This window comes from Microcoleus sp. FACHB-SPT15 (assembly GCF_014849525.1).
Lineage (GTDB): Bacteria > Cyanobacteriota > Cyanobacteriia > Cyanobacteriales > Coleofasciculaceae > Symplocastrum > Symplocastrum torsivum.
This window is the reverse complement of sequence record NZ_JACJNU010000029.1, coordinates 175,668-192,194: the sequence shown is the minus strand read 5'-3', so window position 1 is coordinate 192,194 and position 16,527 is coordinate 175,668. Positions and strand designations below refer to the sequence as shown.

Genomic DNA, 16,527 nt, shown 5'->3' with positions numbered 1-16,527 from the left:
TAAAGGGTGGTTACCTTTTGAGATTGTGAGAGCAGCTACCATGTCTGTGGCGCTCACCCCGAACTCACCCCATAAATACACTATGAGCGATAGTCAGAACCTGGACGGACAACTACATCCGGGTTACTATCAACGTGATGAACAGTTTCTTTACGCTTCTTACCAGCCAAACCTGCTAATCCTGTCAGACCGAGTAGACCTAACCAACCCCAATCATTATTGTCACGCTCAGTACCATCCGCGATCGGACCAACTGCATCGACACCGCTATTTTGCTCTGTAGAGGTATCAGGAGCATTATCCTGAGCTTGTGCAGGAATACTTAAGGGGACAACGGCTAAGCTTGCAGCGATTACACCCGCTCCAACTAACTTGGACAATTTGGAAGTCTTCATTATTTAATCTCCGAATCTCTACTTTGTTTTATCTTTAGAGAGCTACTGGATTACCGATAGTCAGAACCTGTACGTACTCTTACATCGGGGTCATTATTAACATGATGAACAGTCTCTTGACGCTTTTTGCCAGCTAAACCAGCTAATCCAGCTAAGCCAAGTAAACCTAACCATCCCCAATCAAAGCTATCTTCGGTATCTACGGTTTCAATTTCTGTATTGGTTCCAGTTGTACCCGTTGTATTATCTTGGGCTTGTGCAGGAAGAGTAAAAGGGACAACCGCTAAACTTGCAGCAATTACACCAGCACTAAGCACTTTGGACGCTTTAGAAATTTGCATGATTGAATCTCCGTTTTTTTTATCTTGTTTCTGATGTCTATAAGCATAGGTTTTTCCTACATCAATTCAATCAATCTTTAGCGATAAACCTCTTCAACGTTTAACTCGTCTGAAGAAATAGAAAAGCTAACCAACTAGTCTGTCCAAAAGGTGAGGTGAAAATACCTGTCTTCAGAACGAAGAATTACATAACGTTCTGTACTGGGCGATCGCACAACTAGGGCATCAAGCTGTAATCTAATTCTGTCAAGCTTTTTAGCTCTTGTTGACCAAGCTAGGTACGAGGGAAATCACATCGTCCAAACGGAGTTTTAATCAACAGCTAAAACACGGGTTGTGACAATATAGTAGCTATCTATCTGGGTTTGAGGCACTTTATCAACTGTCTTTATACAGCTAGGTTTTAATAAATTTATATAACTTAACACTACACTCATCAATTAATACCCTCACCGTAACGAGTTTATGGAAGAAACCTTACTATGTAGGGCTTGAGTTTATTGTTTTTGTTGGTGCCTGGTTGATTGAATCCATTAGACTTCTATTACTATTTTTTAAAACTTAAGAGCCGATCGCCTATCTATCCTCAGGTGCGAGGCTGGATTAAGGAAAAGTTGATAGGATTCCAAAAACTACTCAGGAGACATTAAGGAAATGACTGTCCTAGAAGGAACCTGGAAACATGAATACATTGTCTCTAATGGAATTAGGCTGCATTATGTGACTCAAGGGGAAGGCCCGTTGATGCTGATGTTGCATGGTTTTCCAGAGTTTTGGTACTCATGGCGACACCAAATTCCAGAATTTGCTAAGGATTATAAAGTGGTTGCCCTCGATCTGCGTGGCTACAACGAAAGTGACAAGCCGCAAGAGCAATCGGCTTATGTAATGAGCGAGTTCATTAAGGATGTAAAGGGTGTTATTCAAGGACTAGGATATGAGCGTTGCGTTTTAGTCGCTCATGACTGGGGTGGTGCGATCGCGTGGCACTTTGCCCATGCTCATCCCGAAATGCTAGAACGGCTGATTGTACTGAACATCCCTCATCCCGCCAAATTTACAGAAGGGTTGCGAACACCCCAGCAGTTGATGCGTAGCTGGTATGTCTTTTTCTTCCAGATACCCGTGCTACCAGAACTGCTTCTACAAGCATCCGATTATCAAGCAATTAGCACCGCCTTGACAGCTATGGCAATTGACAAAAGCACCTTCAGCTCAGAAGACATAGAAGCTTATAAGAATGCGGCAGCAAAGCGGGGTGCATTGACAGCAATGCTTAACTATTACCGCAATGGGTTCGATAATATGTTGCGACAGGAGTGGACTCTCCTCACGGTGCCAACTCTAATGATTTGGGGAGAGGCAGACAAAGCCTTGGGTAAGGAATTAAGTTACGGAACACAGGAGTTTGTTCGAGACTTGCAAATCCGCTATCTCCCAAACGTTAGCCATTGGGTACAGCAGGAACAGCCTGAACTCGTGAATCAATATATGCGAGAGTTCCTTTCGGAGTGAAGATGCGATCGCCTATACAAGCTTTCCTAGCAACTGGAAGTCTCAGCTATATAGATGTAGGTGTTAGCGAAGATGCGATCGCGCTAACCTTCTCGAACGGCATCCTCTCTGCACATATCAAAACCCCAGATTTTTTTGTTCGTCCGTGACAATACTCGCTTCGACTATCTATCTCCTACCTCAAGGCAGAGTTTTCTAACCGTTCTTACTAATTCTTTCCCCTCTAAAGGCAGACGGCACATCAGGCAAGTATTGTTTACATTTGTTAATAACAAAGACAAAACACTTTTTCTTCTGGAGCTTAAATCATGACTAACGCACCAAAAACAACCAATACCTACGAAGATCAGTTTCAGCGCAAATATGGCGAATTTGGCAGCAAGTTTGAGTTTGGTTCAAACCCCACTGCTGAACTGTGGAACGGTCGTCTAGCAATGATCGGCTTCCTCGCCGCAGTCATCGTTGAGCTAACAACTGGTCAAAGCTTTTTACACTTCTTGGGCTTCTAGTCATAATGTATCTTCACTAAAGCCTACGTGGTCTGAAATATTAAATAAAATAGGAACTCTGCAAAGGGTTCCTATTTTTTTTGCCGGTCAAGCTGAGTAACAAAATCCTATTGAACTACTCGAAAAATGGAAGGAAATTCATGGCTAATCCAGATTTGGATGAGGTAACTCTGAAAGCAGCGATCGCAAAAGCAAGAGAAGCAGCAGCAGTTGCGAATGCTGTCGAACCTAGGGCTGACTCTGCATACTATGACCAGAGTAGCGAGCGCATTGTGATTAATTTGAAGAGTGGGGCGACTTTCAGTTTTCCACCAGATTTGGCGCAAGGTCTTGCAGGTGCTTCTTCAGAGGATTTAGCTGAGGTTGAAGTTACTCCATCCGGTGATGGGTTGCACTGGGAAAAGTTGGATGCAGATTTTAGTGTTCCCGCTCTTTTAGCAGGTGTGTTCGGGACTGAGGCTTGGATGGAGCAAATTAAAATGAAGGCTAGTTAGGGAGCGCACTCTGAGACTTAGAATAATGTTCGGTTGAGTATATGAACAAGATTCGCACCCATCCAATCTGCCTGACTTAACTTAGCTGCACTCAATTTCGTACTTATCAAAAATGCATCTCATAGACTATAAGCGATCGCAAGCTTCCGGTTCGACATCGGGAACTTTCTCTAAGACCTGTTGAAATTTTTCCCAATTTCCCCCCTTTGCTTTTTCTTCGATATAGTCTTTTGTCATCCAAGCAGAGACTTGAGCGGATAAAGCGATAGTTACTAATTGCTCAACAGAAATATTTTGACGCTGAGCTAAAGCTTCGACTTGTTGATACAAAGCATTCGGAATGTTAGCTGTGATATTCATCCTTCAATTTCTCCAACAATTTGTAAAAAAACCTTGGGCTGTTGAAAATCCGAATGCATCAGCGATCGCACTTCCCTCTTGCCCATGCCTTCCTGAATTGATGGGAGTTGATGAGGGTGCGATCGCACAACCACAGCCTAATGCTATACAAATTCGCTGTTACTCTATAAGCGCCAAACTTTTTTGAGAACACCAATGAGTTCTTTCTGCCGCCGTTCAATTACTTTAGGTGTCCATTCCTGTTCGTTCAACACTTGCGTTGTTAAAGCAAAGGGCGAAACGCCTGTTTTTGTTGTAAAGTACTTCTGCTTTTTCAGAGCAAAGTCGTAGTTTTTCGCTTGACTGTTTTTTCCAGAGGAGAGCAAAACCAGATTTCCGATACGATGTACATATCTTTCTCGTTCTTCCGGACTTGGAAACCACTTCATCCAGATACTGTTAGAGGCTGGGTTTTGCGGTAGGACATGTTCAACAGTAATAATAGAGAAGTTATACGAAGCCTCACCTTCTGAAAGAGCAGCATCTAAACGCAGCAACACATAAAGACGAATTTTCTGAGTCAGGTAGAGGTCACCATCCAACATCTTAAGAATATTATTCTTTTCTTCAGAGGTCATGTGAAGCGGTGAGGTGGGTGTATATAAGTTTCCCCCACTCTCAATGACAGCTATTAAGCGACCATAGCGTTCAATGCGTTCATTAATATTTGCCCGTCGAATCATTAACCCGGCAGCAAGGCGGTCTAAATCTGTAAAGAATTGCACCAATCGTTCAGGATGATTGTGATTACGGGAGAGGTAGAGAATAGCTGGTGGTATCCAGTCAGAATTATCAATTCGGTTTAATTGCTTAAACAGCTTATTTACTTCCTCTGCATGTTTATCACTTTGATAGGTTGCTGTTTTGATTACGTTTAAGGCATCAGCTAAAGGGCAAAGTGTTTTATCAATAAACTGCTGAGGATTATCGGCGGGGCAAACATGTATACGGAATTCTTTAAGTACACTACTACCGAGCTTTGCCTTGCGGTAAATCATACGGATGTGAGCGAATAGATCTTGAAACGTCTCACGCCCCAGATTATCCTGAGTATCTTCCCACTTGGTGGTGTAAGCTTGCTTTTGAGCTTCAGGAATCGGTCCGATAATCTCTGCTTTTAGAATATCGGTCAGGGAAAGGTCTAATCCCCGTTCATTCAGAACAGAAAAAATACGATATGCAGAGTCCAAGTCACGAGTCGAAACCGTTACCAAGAAACATTGTTTAATAATGAAGTGCGCTAGACGATCCCGCTGAGTTTCGGAAAGTTGTTCTAAACGCTTTAGGAACAACAGTGCGTTCTCTTTAAGATTTTTCTGGCTATCTGAAAGTGCAGTAGAGTTTAAATCGTTAAGCTTGGCTATACCACCTTCATTCTGAATGTATTCCTGAAAAAACGCTGCATCTCGCTTTGCCAAAGTTAAGCGGTAACAATTAGGTTCGTTAAGGAATATATCTCCCTCTTCGTAAAGTAACTTGGTGAAGGTATTGACATACTGGGGTTGTACTAGTGTCCGCAGAACTGCAAGCAAGATAGTAAGTGTGGACAAGCGTTGTTGACCATCCACGACTTGGGCATCTGGTTGATCTTCTTTTTTTATCAGCACAATGCTGCCCAGAAAGTAGGGATTTATCTCATCAATCGACTCATTACCATCTCCTAATGCTGCGATCAAGTCTTCAATCAGTTCTCCAGCTTGTTCATTAGTCCAAGCGTAAGGGCGTTGGTAGAGGGGAATGCTAAAGGCGAATTCCTTACTAAACACTCTCTGAAGGGGATACTCAGTAGCCTGAATCTTGACAGCACTCATGCATAGCTCCTTTGATGGGCATTGTTTGCAACAGTTTCTCTGATGTTAGTGTTCCCTGTCGTAGCTGCTGAGTTGACAGAGCGATCGCGTCTACTCTACTCACAAACACTCCCATCCGGCATCTTTGTCCCTGTCAAATTCGCATCACTCAAATCCGCCCCCTCAATATTCGCACCCGTTAAATCTGCATCACTCAAATCAGCAGCACTCAAATTTGCTCCTACCAACTTCGTCCCAACTAACTGAGCATTCCTCAAATCTGCATTATTCAGCTTTGCGCGACTAAAATCAGCACCACTTAGCCGCGCCTCCTTCAGAATTGCTCCTACCAGTTTCGCTTTGGGCAACTTGGCATTAGTCAAATCTGCATTACTCAAATCTGCAATCACCAGTTTTGCGCCATCTAGCTGGGCATTTCTCAAATCTGCATTCCTAAGAATCGCACCGATTAAATTAGCATTCCTCAAATCTGCCCCTGCTAACTGCGCCCCTGTTAAATCTGCGTTCTGAAAATTTCTCCCGCCCGTGTCATAGCGCTTCAGCAGTTCTCCTGTATCCGTAACGCTAATCTCTCGTTGTGGAGGGCGCTTGAAGGTAAAGGTGAACGTGTCCCTACTCTGCATCACCCGCCACATTTCCTCATACATGGGATAGGAACCTATACCACTCAACTTCACCCAACCCTTCGCTCTGGTTAATGCCACAAATAGTTGGTTACGCAGTTGGAGATTACTCTCATCCTTTGCAACCCTGTCTAAACCCACCACATACACCATGTCTGCCTCATTCCCCTTAGCGCGGTGGATGCGAGAGACGGTAACGCCGCCCTCACACCAATATTTGTTAGGGTCACGGTTTTCTTTGTCCGCTTGGAGGATGTTGCAGTCAGGAGTGCTGGGAATATAGATGTCAATGCCTTGCGATATCAAGAACTCTGCGACAGCGGTTTCTAGTTTCATCGCCTCAAAACCAGAACCTAAAACGATGACCAAAATCTCGCGGCTGGGTTTGAGTCCATCATGGCGGAGATTGTAGAGAATGTTTTGGGCAAGAGAGGTGAACTCTTCTTGGCGATCGCGATAAGTGACAAACTCCAACACTTGCCCTTCCCAGAGTTGCGGGATGAGATTGGGAGAGTTTTCTGGTGGTCGTCTCAGGGTCATTTGTTGACCAGGAGTAAAACGACCCGTTACCTCATATCCAATTGCCCGCCAATCCTCCGCACGGGTAATCCCTGTAAGCATCCCACCATAACGCAGCAACCCCATTCCTATACCATGCGCGGCAGTGAGAATAGGGGCAGGAGTACGGTAGCAACGGTGCATGATTTCACTCTTTTTGATGCCACCACTGTACTGTCCTGTCACCAGATGCCCCAAGTCTTCCCCAAACAACTCACTGGCGTTGGGAATCTTCAGGCTTTCCAGGCTTTGGGCTTCATCGTAACCCCAAATTAAGCGTCGCTGTTCGGGCTGGGTGGGGTCAACAGGTCGTAAGGCTTGATACGCCATCCAGTAGAACGGCTGCTTGCCTTCGTACTTTAGTTCGTCATCAACAATTAGGTCTTGCCCTTCATCAATCAAGATGGCATCATATAGCGTAGGGATGACCGTATTGTGCAATAACTGTGTGCATACGTCAGCTAAGGCTTCATTGGGTTGCTTCCGTTCAGTATCATTAACCGTCAGACGCTTAACTCCAGCCGCTTTGCAAATCGTGCTGTAGAGTCCCGGTTGATATTTGGCTCCCCAAGCGTGCAGTACCTGAAATTTTTGATTCTTTGGGTCATATCCTACTTCACCACTACTGAAGCGACGTAGCCACTTATCTAACTGAGCAATGATCGGGTGGTAGAGGCTACGGCTGAAAAAGACAAAGGCGATATCCCACTCTGGATGCTTTAGGTGAATATGAGCCGCTTTCTGGCACAGCAATACGGTTTTACCTGAGCCAGCAATACCCCGAATCCGTTGTGGTCCTGGAGGAATTTCCTTCCCAATGTGTTCCTGTTGTAAATCAAATTCCGATAAGCGTTGCCGCACTTCGGTAAGGACACTGGCACGGCTTTGCTTATTTTTAGGTTGTCCAAGGTGTAGGGGCGCACAGCTGTGCGCCCCTACGGAAACAGAACGCTTTGTGCGGTAAACAGGGGTACCGCTAACCACAGCTTGCAACAACTTCCACTGTTCACTCGTTAGATTGCACCCTTTAATAATTGGAGTCGTTTGCTCAATCTGCTGTAGTAGGGAGTTGTGAGTTAATTGTTGGTTATTGGTTGTTGATTGTTTAGTTGGCTTCCCATGCTTGGGAGTGTCAAGTTGGTCTTGAAAAATAATGGGGGGACAGCTAGGGAGTTGGTAAAACCCACTCTCGTACCATTGTTCTTCTGTAATTAAAGGTAAGCAAACTAGGGCACGACCTGGTACTTTTCTGCGGAGACTCGGTTCGCGATCGCAATATCCGAGCAAAGCAAATAGTTGATTTTCCGCTTGCTCGTAAGGGTTGCTGCTGGTGGTGTAGAAGTTTTGGAACTCCCAACGATGACCTGCGATCGCTAAAATCTGGTCAATTGTCACAGACTTAATTTCAATGACAATCAAACCCAGCGAAGAGTCAACAATCAGAATATCAGGCTCTTTCCGAGACTTTCCCACCTTAGAAAAAATTGGGTAGCGCCAGTAGCCAATACATTCTCTATCTGCAAAAACCTCTCGGACAGCATCCCAAACCTTTTGTTCGCCTCCTTCACCACTTTTCCCTAACGGTTCAGTGGTGATGAACTTACGAGTTAGATGTGGGCGAGTGACCAGCTTTTGTGATACCCCTTGAAAAGTGTAAAGTTTGTTATTAGTTATTTGTTATTAGTTGTTTGTTAAAAATTAGTTTCCGACCAACAACCAATAACAAATAATACTTGTATCCCCCCTATGAGAAAGCAGGGGATGAGTTATGTTCTGCGTTTTGCCTTTCGCTGTTTAATCACAACCCAAGCAATAAACCCAACAATTAGAATAAGCAGCACAACTTTAGAAACAGGGCCAAGGTACTCCTCTACAAGCTCATATTTCTCACCCAGTTGGAAGCCCAAGAAGGTTAGTAGCATCACCCATGCAGTAGTGCCGAGTGTTGAGTAGATGAGAAAGGGCACTAGGGGCATCTCACTAAGACCTGCTGGCAGCGAGATTAAGGTACGAATTCCTGGCACAAGACGACCAAACAACACAGCTTTGTTGCCGTACCGACTAAACCATCGCGTTGCTTTATCAATATCCTGGCTGGATACTGTAATCCACTTCCCGTACTTGTCAGCTAAATGCTTCAAGCGCTCCTCACCCAAGAGTTTACCTGCGTAGTACCAAGGCAATGCTCCTAGGATAGTGCCGACGACTCCCGCCAAAACGGCAAGCGAGAAGTTCATATTGCCCTTTGATACTGTAAATCCTGCCAAGGGCATGATTAGTTCTGAAGGGATAGGAGGAAATAGATTTTCCGCGAACATCAGTAGCCCAATTCCCCAGTAACCGAGGGAATTCATCGTGTTAAGTATCCATTCCTGCATAAGTGGGTGCTGGGTATTAGGTTAGGTGTTATTTTAATTCAAAGATTGAATACTTCTAGCGCAGCCAACCTTTGATCAGATCCAGTAGACTTGTACCACCCACTAAGATAGCAATCAGGATTGAAGTGGTAAGGATGCCACCGATCAAACACAAGACTAAACCACCCAAACTGATCGCGCCGTCATCCTCCATTAAGCCAAAGCCTGTGACAAAAATGCCCATAGCAGGCAGGGTATTTGTACCCGGAATGGGAATCATCATCGAAATGCCCATCAACGCGATCGCAATTCCAATCGTTACCCGTCCTGGCAAACTGTTGCAAATATAGCTCAGACGAGGACGAGAGATCACCTCAATCCGCCGCAACCAAGGTAGCCCCGCCTTCAGAACTCCCTGCACTTGCTTGAGTTCAATCGGATGTTTACTAATCTTCTGGGGTAACCAGGGGAGTTTAGCACCGGAAATGAGCTGCAAAGCCAATAGAAAAAGAGCTATTCCAAAAGGGACAGAGTAACCAGGAGCAGGAACGGGTAACGCTGAAGGTAGAGACAGGATAACGAACAAAAAACCAAAAATTCTCTCCCCTGCTAGTTGCAGAATTTCAGTCAAAGTTACCTGGGGAGAGCGTTCTTCCTCGAAAAAATAGCGTTGTAATTCTACAGAGAGTTTAGCCATTACACTTAAAAAACGTTGAGTACTGTAATGCCACCCAATACCGAGTCAATACTGCAAATGCTAACCAATAGAAAGAATCGGTTGTTGACACTCCCCGGACTCCATTTCGTTAAAGTCCGGGCATTCTCCATCACAAGTTTGTAAATGACTAGCTCAAGCCGATAAAATCTTCATTTTTGTTGAGGATAGAAGGGTGGGCATCGCCCACCCGTCCTGATTCTAGGTTCCGGAAGTCCAAGAGTTGATGTACTCAGTTTGTTCTGGAGTCAAGCTGTCAATCTTGACTCCCATCGCCTGCAACTTCAGCCGTGCAATTTCTTTGTCTACCTCAACAGGGATAGAGTGAATTCCCGGTTCCAAATTCCCTTTATTTTTCACCAGGTACTCACAAGCCAAAGCTTGGTTCGCGAAGCTCATATCCATTACAGCACTGGGGTGTCCTTCAGCCGCTGCCAGGTTAACCAAACGTCCTTCGCCTAGTACGATGACGGATTTACCGTTTGAGAGTTGATATTCCTGGGTGAATGTTCTTGCTTCTTTGACTTCTGTTGCTTTTGCCCCCAGAGACTTGAGGTCGATTTCGATGTCGAAGTGACCGGAGTTACAAACCATTGCTCCGTCTTTCATAGCATCGAAATGCTCGCCGCGAATGACGTGCTTGTTACCAGTGACGGTGATAAACAAGTCACCTTGGGGTGCAGCTTCTGCCATCGGCATGACTCGGAACCCGTCCATCACCGCTTCGATCGCTTTTGTCGGGTCAATTTCGGTGACAATGACGTTAGCACCCATGCCCCGTGCGCGGAGGGCAACACCTTTACCGCACCAGCCATAACCTGCAACTACAATCGTTTTACCAGCAAGCAAGACGTTAGTTGCCCGGATGATGCCGTCAAGGGTCGATTGACCTGTACCATAGCGGTTATCAAAGAAGTGCTTGGTGTCAGCGTCGTTGACGTTCATCGCGGGGAAGCTCAAAACCCCATCATTGAACATCGCCCGGAGACGGACAATCCCAGTGGTGGTTTCTTCTGTGGTGCCAATGAGGTCAGCAATTTGCTCTTTGCGGTGCTGCACCAGACTGGCAACGACATCACTACCGTCATCAATGATGATGTTAGGACGGTGGTCGAGGGCAATTTCAACGTGCCGAGTGTAGGTTTCAGCATCTTCGCCTTTCAGGGCAAATACGGGGATGCCATAATCAACCACTAAGCAAGCGGCAACATCATCTTGTGTAGAGAGGGGATTGCTGGCAATCAGAACCGCTTCAGCACCACCATTTTTGAGAGCGATCGCTAAATGAGCCGTTTCGGTGGTAACGTGGCAGCAGGCAACCAAACGAATGCCTTCAAACGGCTTCTCTTGAGCAAAACGTTCCTGAATTTGCCGTAGAACCGGCATTTCTCTCCCAGCCCACTCAATCCGTTGTTTGCCTAGTGGAGCGAGAGAAAGGTCTTTAACTTCGTGCTTGAGCTGAGTAACAGTTGCAGTCATGAATTGTACTTTTGAACAAAAATTTGCATCGCAGTCTTAACTAGATTACTCCATCTGACCGAAGAGGGAGGTGAAAACAGAGGCTGACAAGTACTCAAGGACGTAAGTTTAAGCGTAATAAACCGAGTAAAGTTTGCGGCTTACTGAAAATAATGTCTTTCTTTTGATGGACGATAAGCAGCAAGAATCCCTTGTTAAGTAGGTGGGTGTAATAAACATTTACAAAAGGCTGATAGTAGAAAAATTAGAGACTACTAACCACTAACTCCTAACAGCCATGACTTAAGTAATGTTTATTGCGACTGATCTCTTGACTTCTTGATTCAACAGTATGTTAAAAATACGCTTTTTATCTTGGACTATTGCTGGAGCGATCGCTTTTACATGCTGCGCTGTGTTGCCTGTAAAGGCTCAGCTTCCATCAATCCAAGATTTGAACTTGCAAACTCCCAACCTACTGAATCAAGACCAAAACAATCAGGTAGTTCCCGGTTGTATCCGGCTTGATGGTCGTTGCCTATTTGAAATCGCCTCTCCTAAATCTGATTTAAACAGCCGAATTGAAGATATTGATCAGCGATTGAGCGATATTAGTAGCACTTACTTCAAAAACGATTCCGCTCAATTAGAGGTTCGTCAAGAAACAGAAGGACAGATACCCGATATCTACGTCTCTGTCGGAGATAGGCAAGTCCGCCTGATGAGCGTTACTGACCAAGATGCCAATCTCAAAGGCGTTGATATTGATACTAGAGCTGAAGAACTGGTTCAAGAGCTAGAAGAAGGGCTAAGACGAGCGAAGCAGGAACGGCAATCAGAGTTTCTGAGTCGTCAAGCCGGAGTAGCGGCTGGCACTGGTGTAGCGATGGTTGTCGCTATCTTGGCAATCTCCTATTGGGAACGTCGATCAAAGCGCTCGAAAGACCAGCTAGCCCATGCTGAGTCGTCCCCCACACAGCCTATATCAACTCAGCTAACTCAACAGCAACAATGGAATGTCAAAGAAGTTCAGCATCGGTTTTTCCAGCTAGCTCAAGCGGTAATTTTGGCAGGGGGAACTTTATTTATTTTGGGGCTGTTTCCTTACACCCGGATGATACAGATTTTAATTATTACCGGGCTACGGTTTCCTCTACGAATAGGCATTGTTGGATTGGCAACTTATATGGTTACTCGTCTGAGCTATGCCTTAATTGATCGGTTTTCCTCAGTACTTGCCAGTAATTACCTACTAACTCCAGAATCCAATCGGCGCGTACAACTGCGAGTCTCAACGGTTTCTGGTGTGGCTAAGAGTATTGTCACAGTTACTTGGATTGCAGTTGGAACTCTAGTGGCTCTTTCAGTAATTGGTGTTAATATTGGGCCTTTGCTTGCTGGTGCAGGGCTAATTGGAGTTGCTGTGTCTTTGGCTTCGCAAAGTTTGATTAAAGATGCAATCAACGGCTTTTTCATCATCCTGGAAGACCAGTACGCGGTCGGGGATGTAATCAACGTGGCAAACGTGGGTGGTTTGGTGGAAAACATGAATCTGCGGATTACTCAGTTGCGCGATGCTGAGGGACGATTAATCACGATTCCAAATAGTGAAATTAAGATCATTGCCAATCTCTCCAGTAATTGGTCACGAGCAGACTTAAATATTCCTGTGGCTTACCACACGGATGTGGATAAGGCGCTAGCGCTGATTAATAACGTCGCCCAAGAAATGACTCGCGACGAACATTGGCGCGAACAAATCCTCGATAAACCAGAAGTCTTAGGGGTAGATGATTTTGGTAGTCGAGGCGTGACGATTCGAGTGTGGATTAAAACTCAGCCTTTGAAGCAATGGGAAGTGGCGCGGGAGTTTCGCCGACGGCTGAAGGGGGCTTTAGACGAAGCGGGGATTTCGATTCCCTTGCCTCAGCAAGAGGTCTGGTTTAACAACACTCTACCTCTACAATCCTCGCGAGATGGTCGAGGTGTTCACTCCCAAAAGTAGTACATAAATACTATAATAGAGAGGTAGGATTTGACTGTTGTTGAAGCCTGAACCCCTTGAAAATACAAGGTTTTTACCCCCATGACGAAGCACTACATTCTCAGCATCAACCCCAATGCCGAGTACGAATGGGAGCAGTACACCTTACGTGAGCCAATTACATCTGGACGCCCAGATTTTGCCAAGTTGATTGCTGAAGCTGTGGGAGATGAAACGGGTTCTTATCTAGTGGCTGTCAACATTGAAGTCAAAGTTTTAGAGAAAACATCCCCTCAACTGCCACAGATTCCCATCGATATGCCAACGGTGAGTGTGAATGCACAACGCTCAGAATTAGTAGCGTAGTCCAAACAATCTCCTCGACACCGAACAACAAGGACACCCAGCGTGTCCTTACAAATACTTTTCTTATTGGAAGATAAACATGAAAATGAGTCAGTACCCTGCCGCGATCGCACAAGCGGCACAAGTTGTTAATGAATTAGACTCGCAAATTGCTGCCGTTGGGCAACACATCGCCCGACTGGAAGGCAATGCTGACCGAGTCGCGGCGTTTGAGCAAGGCTTGAAGAATGACAATCAGCGTCGGGGACGGCGTTTTGAATTGCTCTGCGTTGATCAAGAATACCAAACGGCACAGAATACGATGATGCGCTTGATGTCTGAGAAGGGAAGTGCGATCGCACATTTAGAATATCTGCGTAACCAGTTTAGCGTGGCGAAGTTGGAAGTACGAATGGCGATCGCTCAACAACTCGTTGGTGCAGAATCTCGTGATCTAGTGGGAGTATAACAACTATCAATTGATACTTCTCGGATCAGCCCTCAGACTAAGCTGATATGCATCTAAATTGCCTAGACACCAATAGGCACCGCCCCCAGCAATGGGGGATTTTTGTATGTTTCCAAAAGAGTTTATTAACGAATATTAATCATAAATGTTTTTATTCCTTGGTAATAAATATCAGGAAAAATCCCCTCATTTTTACAGACTTTTTATATATATCCTTGAGAGATTTATATTAGCTACAAAATTGAGTGTTATCTTATGTTCAATGGTGATTTGATAGCAGCTAAATTTAAAGCGATTGAGGAAGTTTCTCAATACTTAAACTAGGCTTTTATTATTTTCACGAATAAAAAATTGAAATGAAAGTAAGAGGAAGTAGTTACCCAGCTTCTCTAGATTTGCTGCGACTTTGTGTGACAAACGAAATCTACCAATTTATTTACCATGAATACAAAAATTTTCTTGAGTATCGCAATGCTCCTTACAGCAGTCACCCTACCGCTTGCAATTCGTCTTTCAATCATTGAAAAGCTTGGTATATCGCTACCCAAACCTGATACATTGGCTCAGCAAGTTATTCGTCCCTTAAAAGTCAAGCAAGTAGATGTTGAAAAGATTGTCAAAACCAAGAAATGTGCAGGTTGTGACCTTAGCAATCTGAATCTCAGCGGGCTTGACTTGACTGGGGCAGACTTTAGAAATACAAATCTTTCTAACGCCAACCTCACGAATACTATCTTAGAAGATGCAAAAATGAGTGGTGTACGCCTGGACAAGGCTAACTTGAAAGGTGCTGACTTACAGGGAGCTGACTTGAAAAAGAGCAGCCTCAAAGGGGCGAATTTCACGAATGCTCAAATGATGAACATTAGCATGATTTACGCTGATTTAAGCAACGCCAACCTCCATCATGCTGAGCTTAGAGATGCTGATCTGACAGGTGCAAAAATAGAAAAAGCTGACTTAACTGGTGCAAGTTTGTATGGAACACACCTAACAGAAACAAATTTAACTGGGGCAAATTTTAGTAAGGCTAACTTGCGTTACGCCAATCTCCACAAAGCTGTCATGCAGGGTACAAATACAAGTGGTGCTGACTTACGCCTAGCGATTATGCCTGATGGCTCAAGTCCCTACGGAACGAAGGAGTATTAGATAGGGGCTGGGAGATCTGGGATGAGCGGAAATATAGGAGTAATTTCTGCCCCAGCTTCCCTGTTCTATTGCCATTCGAGTATTAACCTACTGTTGGAGCTTTAAGTTCTGGTAGTATTTGGGCAAAAGGTTAGAGGAGTTCGCGTGGAACTTGAGACAGCTCAAAGAAGCCAGACAATTTACATAGCTGCAAGAGAAGCAGAAGCTAACCCGAATCATTGGTATGCGATCGCTCGTGTAGACAAACTCAAGCCTGGGAAAATTCTGACGGCAAAGTTTTGGAACCAACCTCTGGCAATCTTTCGGGATGAAACGGGACAGATTCGCATCCTTGACGATGCTTGCCCTCATAAGGGTGTGGCTTTGCACAAAGGTGTCGTCAACGGCTGTCATCTTGTGTGTCCCTATCACGGTTGGGAGTTTGAGGGCAAGAGTGGTGAGTGTGTGGCAATTCCTTACCTAACTCAAGGACAAAAGCTTCCAAAAGCTAGTGTTCGCAGTTATCCGGTGCAAGAACGGTATGGATTGGTGTGGGTTTTCCCTGGCGATCCCGCCCTTGCATCTGAGAGAGCAATCATTGATATTCCTGAATATGGTGATGACGATTGGTTTCTGGTTCGGTTAGAAGTTAGCTTCGGATCGCACTTCTCGATCTGCAATGAGAATGCGATTGATTTGTTCCACGGTTATTTACACCGGAAGTATCAGGTTTGGTACGATACCAAGCTGGTAAAGATTCAAGAATCGCCAGAGATGATGCAGGCACAGTATGACGTTGCTTATCAAAACCCATTAGCATCGTTATTCGGCTTGAGCAAGTGGGGTGTTAAGGAAACAACGGGACAAATCACCGTCCGCTACCCATACCCTAACCTCACTAGTAGCTTAGGTGACATTTCCCACGTCTACCTACTGCGACTTCCAGCTAGTAACACAGAAAGCCAGTCGTTTGGACTATTTTTTTCCAAAGTCAAAATTCCTAAGATTCTCGCACCTTTTAAACCGCTGATTCGTGCTGCACTCAGACACTTTGTTCTCGTCAAAGTCGTTCAGCAAGATATTGAGATGAACGAGAATGAGCAAGAAATATATGAAAACGATCGCGATCGCCCTTTTGTTGAAGTCAACCCAGCTATTTTTTCGTTACGGCGCCTGATTGTGCGACAGGATGAACAGTATAAAGCCAGTATTAACAGTACACTTCAAAAGGTAAAAGTAGGAAAGCCCCAATGAGCCGCCGTATATAGCAGAAAGCCGTCAGCCATCAGCTTTTTGGTTTTCCTGGCTGAGCCTCTTGTTTCACACACCTTCCGCTGTACCTCATCTCTCTAGGAAACCGCTATATAGGGTTGAAACTTTGGTAAAAATTACAGCCTAGAAAGATTTCCGCCTAATTTTTCAG

General features: G+C 44.9%; 19 protein-coding genes. 9 read left to right on the top strand and 10 right to left on the bottom strand.

Annotated features, from left to right (window positions below; all coding sequences use genetic code 11):
* Window positions 1–80: 80 nt before the first annotated feature.
* Window positions 81–395, bottom strand: coding sequence for a WGxxGxxG family protein (locus H6F98_RS10115; RefSeq protein ID WP_192218540.1), 315 nt, complete (start codon window positions 393–395; stop codon window positions 81–83).
* A gap of 50 nt (window positions 396–445) precedes the next feature.
* Window positions 446–736, bottom strand: coding sequence for a WGxxGxxG family protein (locus tag H6F98_RS10110; RefSeq protein WP_192218539.1), 291 nt, complete (start codon window positions 734–736; stop codon window positions 446–448).
* Between the two features lie 654 nt (window positions 737–1,390).
* On the opposite strand from H6F98_RS10110, the gene H6F98_RS10105 reads away from it, so the two are divergent.
* From H6F98_RS10105 to H6F98_RS10090, 4 genes are all read left to right on the top strand, one after another.
* Window positions 1,391–2,251 (top strand): alpha/beta fold hydrolase, encoded by an 861-nt coding sequence (locus H6F98_RS10105; protein ID WP_192218538.1) that lies wholly within the window; start codon window positions 1,391–1,393, stop codon window positions 2,249–2,251.
* Between the two features lie 2 nt (window positions 2,252–2,253).
* On the top strand, window positions 2,254–2,400 hold the full coding sequence (locus H6F98_RS10100; RefSeq protein WP_192218537.1) for a hypothetical protein: 147 nt from the start codon (window positions 2,254–2,256) through the stop codon (window positions 2,398–2,400).
* 159 nt (window positions 2,401–2,559) lie between these two features.
* A complete protein-coding gene (locus tag H6F98_RS10095; RefSeq protein ID WP_192218536.1) occupies window positions 2,560–2,760 on the top strand; it encodes a chlorophyll a/b-binding protein in 201 nt (66 codons plus the stop codon).
* A gap of 140 nt (window positions 2,761–2,900) precedes the next feature.
* Complete coding sequence (locus H6F98_RS10090; RefSeq protein ID WP_192218535.1) at window positions 2,901–3,254, top strand: DUF2442 domain-containing protein; 354 nt, start codon at window positions 2,901–2,903, stop codon at window positions 3,252–3,254.
* 126 nt (window positions 3,255–3,380) lie between these two features.
* On the opposite strand, the gene H6F98_RS10085 is transcribed toward H6F98_RS10090, so the two are convergent.
* From H6F98_RS10085 to ahcY, 8 genes are all read right to left on the bottom strand, one after another.
* Window positions 3,381–3,614, bottom strand: coding sequence for a hypothetical protein (locus tag H6F98_RS10085; protein WP_192218534.1), 234 nt, complete (start codon window positions 3,612–3,614; stop codon window positions 3,381–3,383).
* Window positions 3,611–3,742, bottom strand: coding sequence for a hypothetical protein (locus H6F98_RS34010; protein ID WP_277927552.1), 132 nt, complete (start codon window positions 3,740–3,742; stop codon window positions 3,611–3,613). Before H6F98_RS34010 ends, H6F98_RS10085 begins: the two co-directional genes overlap by 4 nt.
* Before the next feature lie 36 nt (window positions 3,743–3,778).
* A complete protein-coding gene (locus H6F98_RS10080) occupies window positions 3,779–5,464 on the bottom strand; it encodes a DUF262 domain-containing protein (RefSeq protein WP_192218533.1) in 1,686 nt (561 codons plus the stop codon).
* The gene (locus tag H6F98_RS34005; RefSeq protein ID WP_277927551.1) at window positions 5,436–5,567 is read right to left on the bottom strand and encodes a hypothetical protein; all 132 of its coding nucleotides are present in this window, start codon (window positions 5,565–5,567) and stop codon (window positions 5,436–5,438) included. The genes H6F98_RS10080 and H6F98_RS34005 overlap by 29 nt, the downstream gene beginning before the upstream one ends.
* Entirely contained in the window at window positions 5,560–8,118 is a 2,559-nt protein-coding gene (locus H6F98_RS10075; protein WP_396811312.1) for a pentapeptide repeat-containing protein, read from the bottom strand. Before H6F98_RS10075 ends, H6F98_RS34005 begins: the two co-directional genes overlap by 8 nt.
* A gap of 293 nt (window positions 8,119–8,411) precedes the next feature.
* Window positions 8,412–8,999: a DedA family protein gene (locus H6F98_RS10070; protein WP_396811309.1), complete on the bottom strand. Its 588-nt coding sequence runs from the start codon at window positions 8,997–8,999 to the stop codon at window positions 8,412–8,414.
* A gap of 79 nt (window positions 9,000–9,078) precedes the next feature.
* Window positions 9,079–9,699: an exopolysaccharide biosynthesis protein gene (locus H6F98_RS10065; protein ID WP_192218531.1), complete on the bottom strand. Its 621-nt coding sequence runs from the start codon at window positions 9,697–9,699 to the stop codon at window positions 9,079–9,081.
* Window positions 9,700–9,918: 219 nt separating this feature from the next.
* A complete protein-coding gene (gene ahcY / locus H6F98_RS10060; protein WP_192218530.1) occupies window positions 9,919–11,196 on the bottom strand; it encodes an adenosylhomocysteinase in 1,278 nt (425 codons plus the stop codon).
* Between the two features lie 331 nt (window positions 11,197–11,527).
* Here ahcY and H6F98_RS10055 point away from each other — a divergent pair, with 331 nt between their 5' ends.
* The 5 genes from H6F98_RS10055 (at window position 11,528) to H6F98_RS10035 (ending at window position 16,358) form a co-directional block, all read left to right on the top strand.
* Entirely contained in the window at window positions 11,528–13,180 is a 1,653-nt protein-coding gene (locus tag H6F98_RS10055) for a mechanosensitive ion channel family protein (RefSeq protein WP_192218529.1), read from the top strand.
* Window positions 13,181–13,261: 81 nt separating this feature from the next.
* Window positions 13,262–13,525, top strand: coding sequence for a hypothetical protein (locus H6F98_RS10050; protein WP_192218528.1), 264 nt, complete (start codon window positions 13,262–13,264; stop codon window positions 13,523–13,525).
* 85 nt (window positions 13,526–13,610) lie between these two features.
* Window positions 13,611–13,973 (top strand): hypothetical protein, encoded by a 363-nt coding sequence (locus tag H6F98_RS10045; RefSeq protein ID WP_242058462.1) that lies wholly within the window; start codon window positions 13,611–13,613, stop codon window positions 13,971–13,973.
* 441 nt (window positions 13,974–14,414) lie between these two features.
* Window positions 14,415–15,125 carry a pentapeptide repeat-containing protein gene (locus H6F98_RS10040; protein ID WP_192218526.1) on the top strand — a complete coding sequence of 237 codons (711 nt, stop codon included), beginning with the start codon at window positions 14,415–14,417 and terminating at the stop codon, window positions 15,123–15,125.
* 144 nt (window positions 15,126–15,269) lie between these two features.
* Complete coding sequence (locus H6F98_RS10035; protein WP_192218525.1) at window positions 15,270–16,358, top strand: aromatic ring-hydroxylating dioxygenase subunit alpha; 1,089 nt, start codon at window positions 15,270–15,272, stop codon at window positions 16,356–16,358.
* Window positions 16,359–16,527 lie beyond the last annotated feature (169 nt).

Coding starts and splice junctions, on each gene's coding strand:
- H6F98_RS10085 (WP_192218534.1), bottom strand. CDS start 3,614: ATGAATATCACAGCTAACATTCCGAATGCTTTGTATCAACAAGTCGAA.
- H6F98_RS10115 (WP_192218540.1), bottom strand. CDS start 395: ATGAAGACTTCCAAATTGTCCAAGTTAGTTGGAGCGGGTGTAATCGCT.
- H6F98_RS10105 (WP_192218538.1), top strand. CDS start 1,391: ATGACTGTCCTAGAAGGAACCTGGAAACATGAATACATTGTCTCTAAT.
- H6F98_RS10095 (WP_192218536.1), top strand. CDS start 2,560: ATGACTAACGCACCAAAAACAACCAATACCTACGAAGATCAGTTTCAG.
- ahcY (WP_192218530.1), bottom strand. CDS start 11,196: ATGACTGCAACTGTTACTCAGCTCAAGCACGAAGTTAAAGACCTTTCT.
- H6F98_RS10055 (WP_192218529.1), top strand. CDS start 11,528: ATGTTAAAAATACGCTTTTTATCTTGGACTATTGCTGGAGCGATCGCT.
- H6F98_RS10090 (WP_192218535.1), top strand. CDS start 2,901: ATGGCTAATCCAGATTTGGATGAGGTAACTCTGAAAGCAGCGATCGCA.
- H6F98_RS10070 (WP_396811309.1), bottom strand. CDS start 8,999: ATGAATTCCCTCGGTTACTGGGGAATTGGGCTACTGATGTTCGCGGAA.
- H6F98_RS10050 (WP_192218528.1), top strand. CDS start 13,262: ATGACGAAGCACTACATTCTCAGCATCAACCCCAATGCCGAGTACGAA.
- H6F98_RS10110 (WP_192218539.1), bottom strand. CDS start 736: ATGCAAATTTCTAAAGCGTCCAAAGTGCTTAGTGCTGGTGTAATTGCT.
- H6F98_RS10065 (WP_192218531.1), bottom strand. CDS start 9,699: ATGGCTAAACTCTCTGTAGAATTACAACGCTATTTTTTCGAGGAAGAA.
- H6F98_RS10100 (WP_192218537.1), top strand. CDS start 2,254: ATGCGATCGCCTATACAAGCTTTCCTAGCAACTGGAAGTCTCAGCTAT.
- H6F98_RS10080 (WP_192218533.1), bottom strand. CDS start 5,464: ATGAGTGCTGTCAAGATTCAGGCTACTGAGTATCCCCTTCAGAGAGTG.
- H6F98_RS10045 (WP_242058462.1), top strand. CDS start 13,611: ATGAGTCAGTACCCTGCCGCGATCGCACAAGCGGCACAAGTTGTTAAT.
- H6F98_RS10040 (WP_192218526.1), top strand. CDS start 14,415: ATGAATACAAAAATTTTCTTGAGTATCGCAATGCTCCTTACAGCAGTC.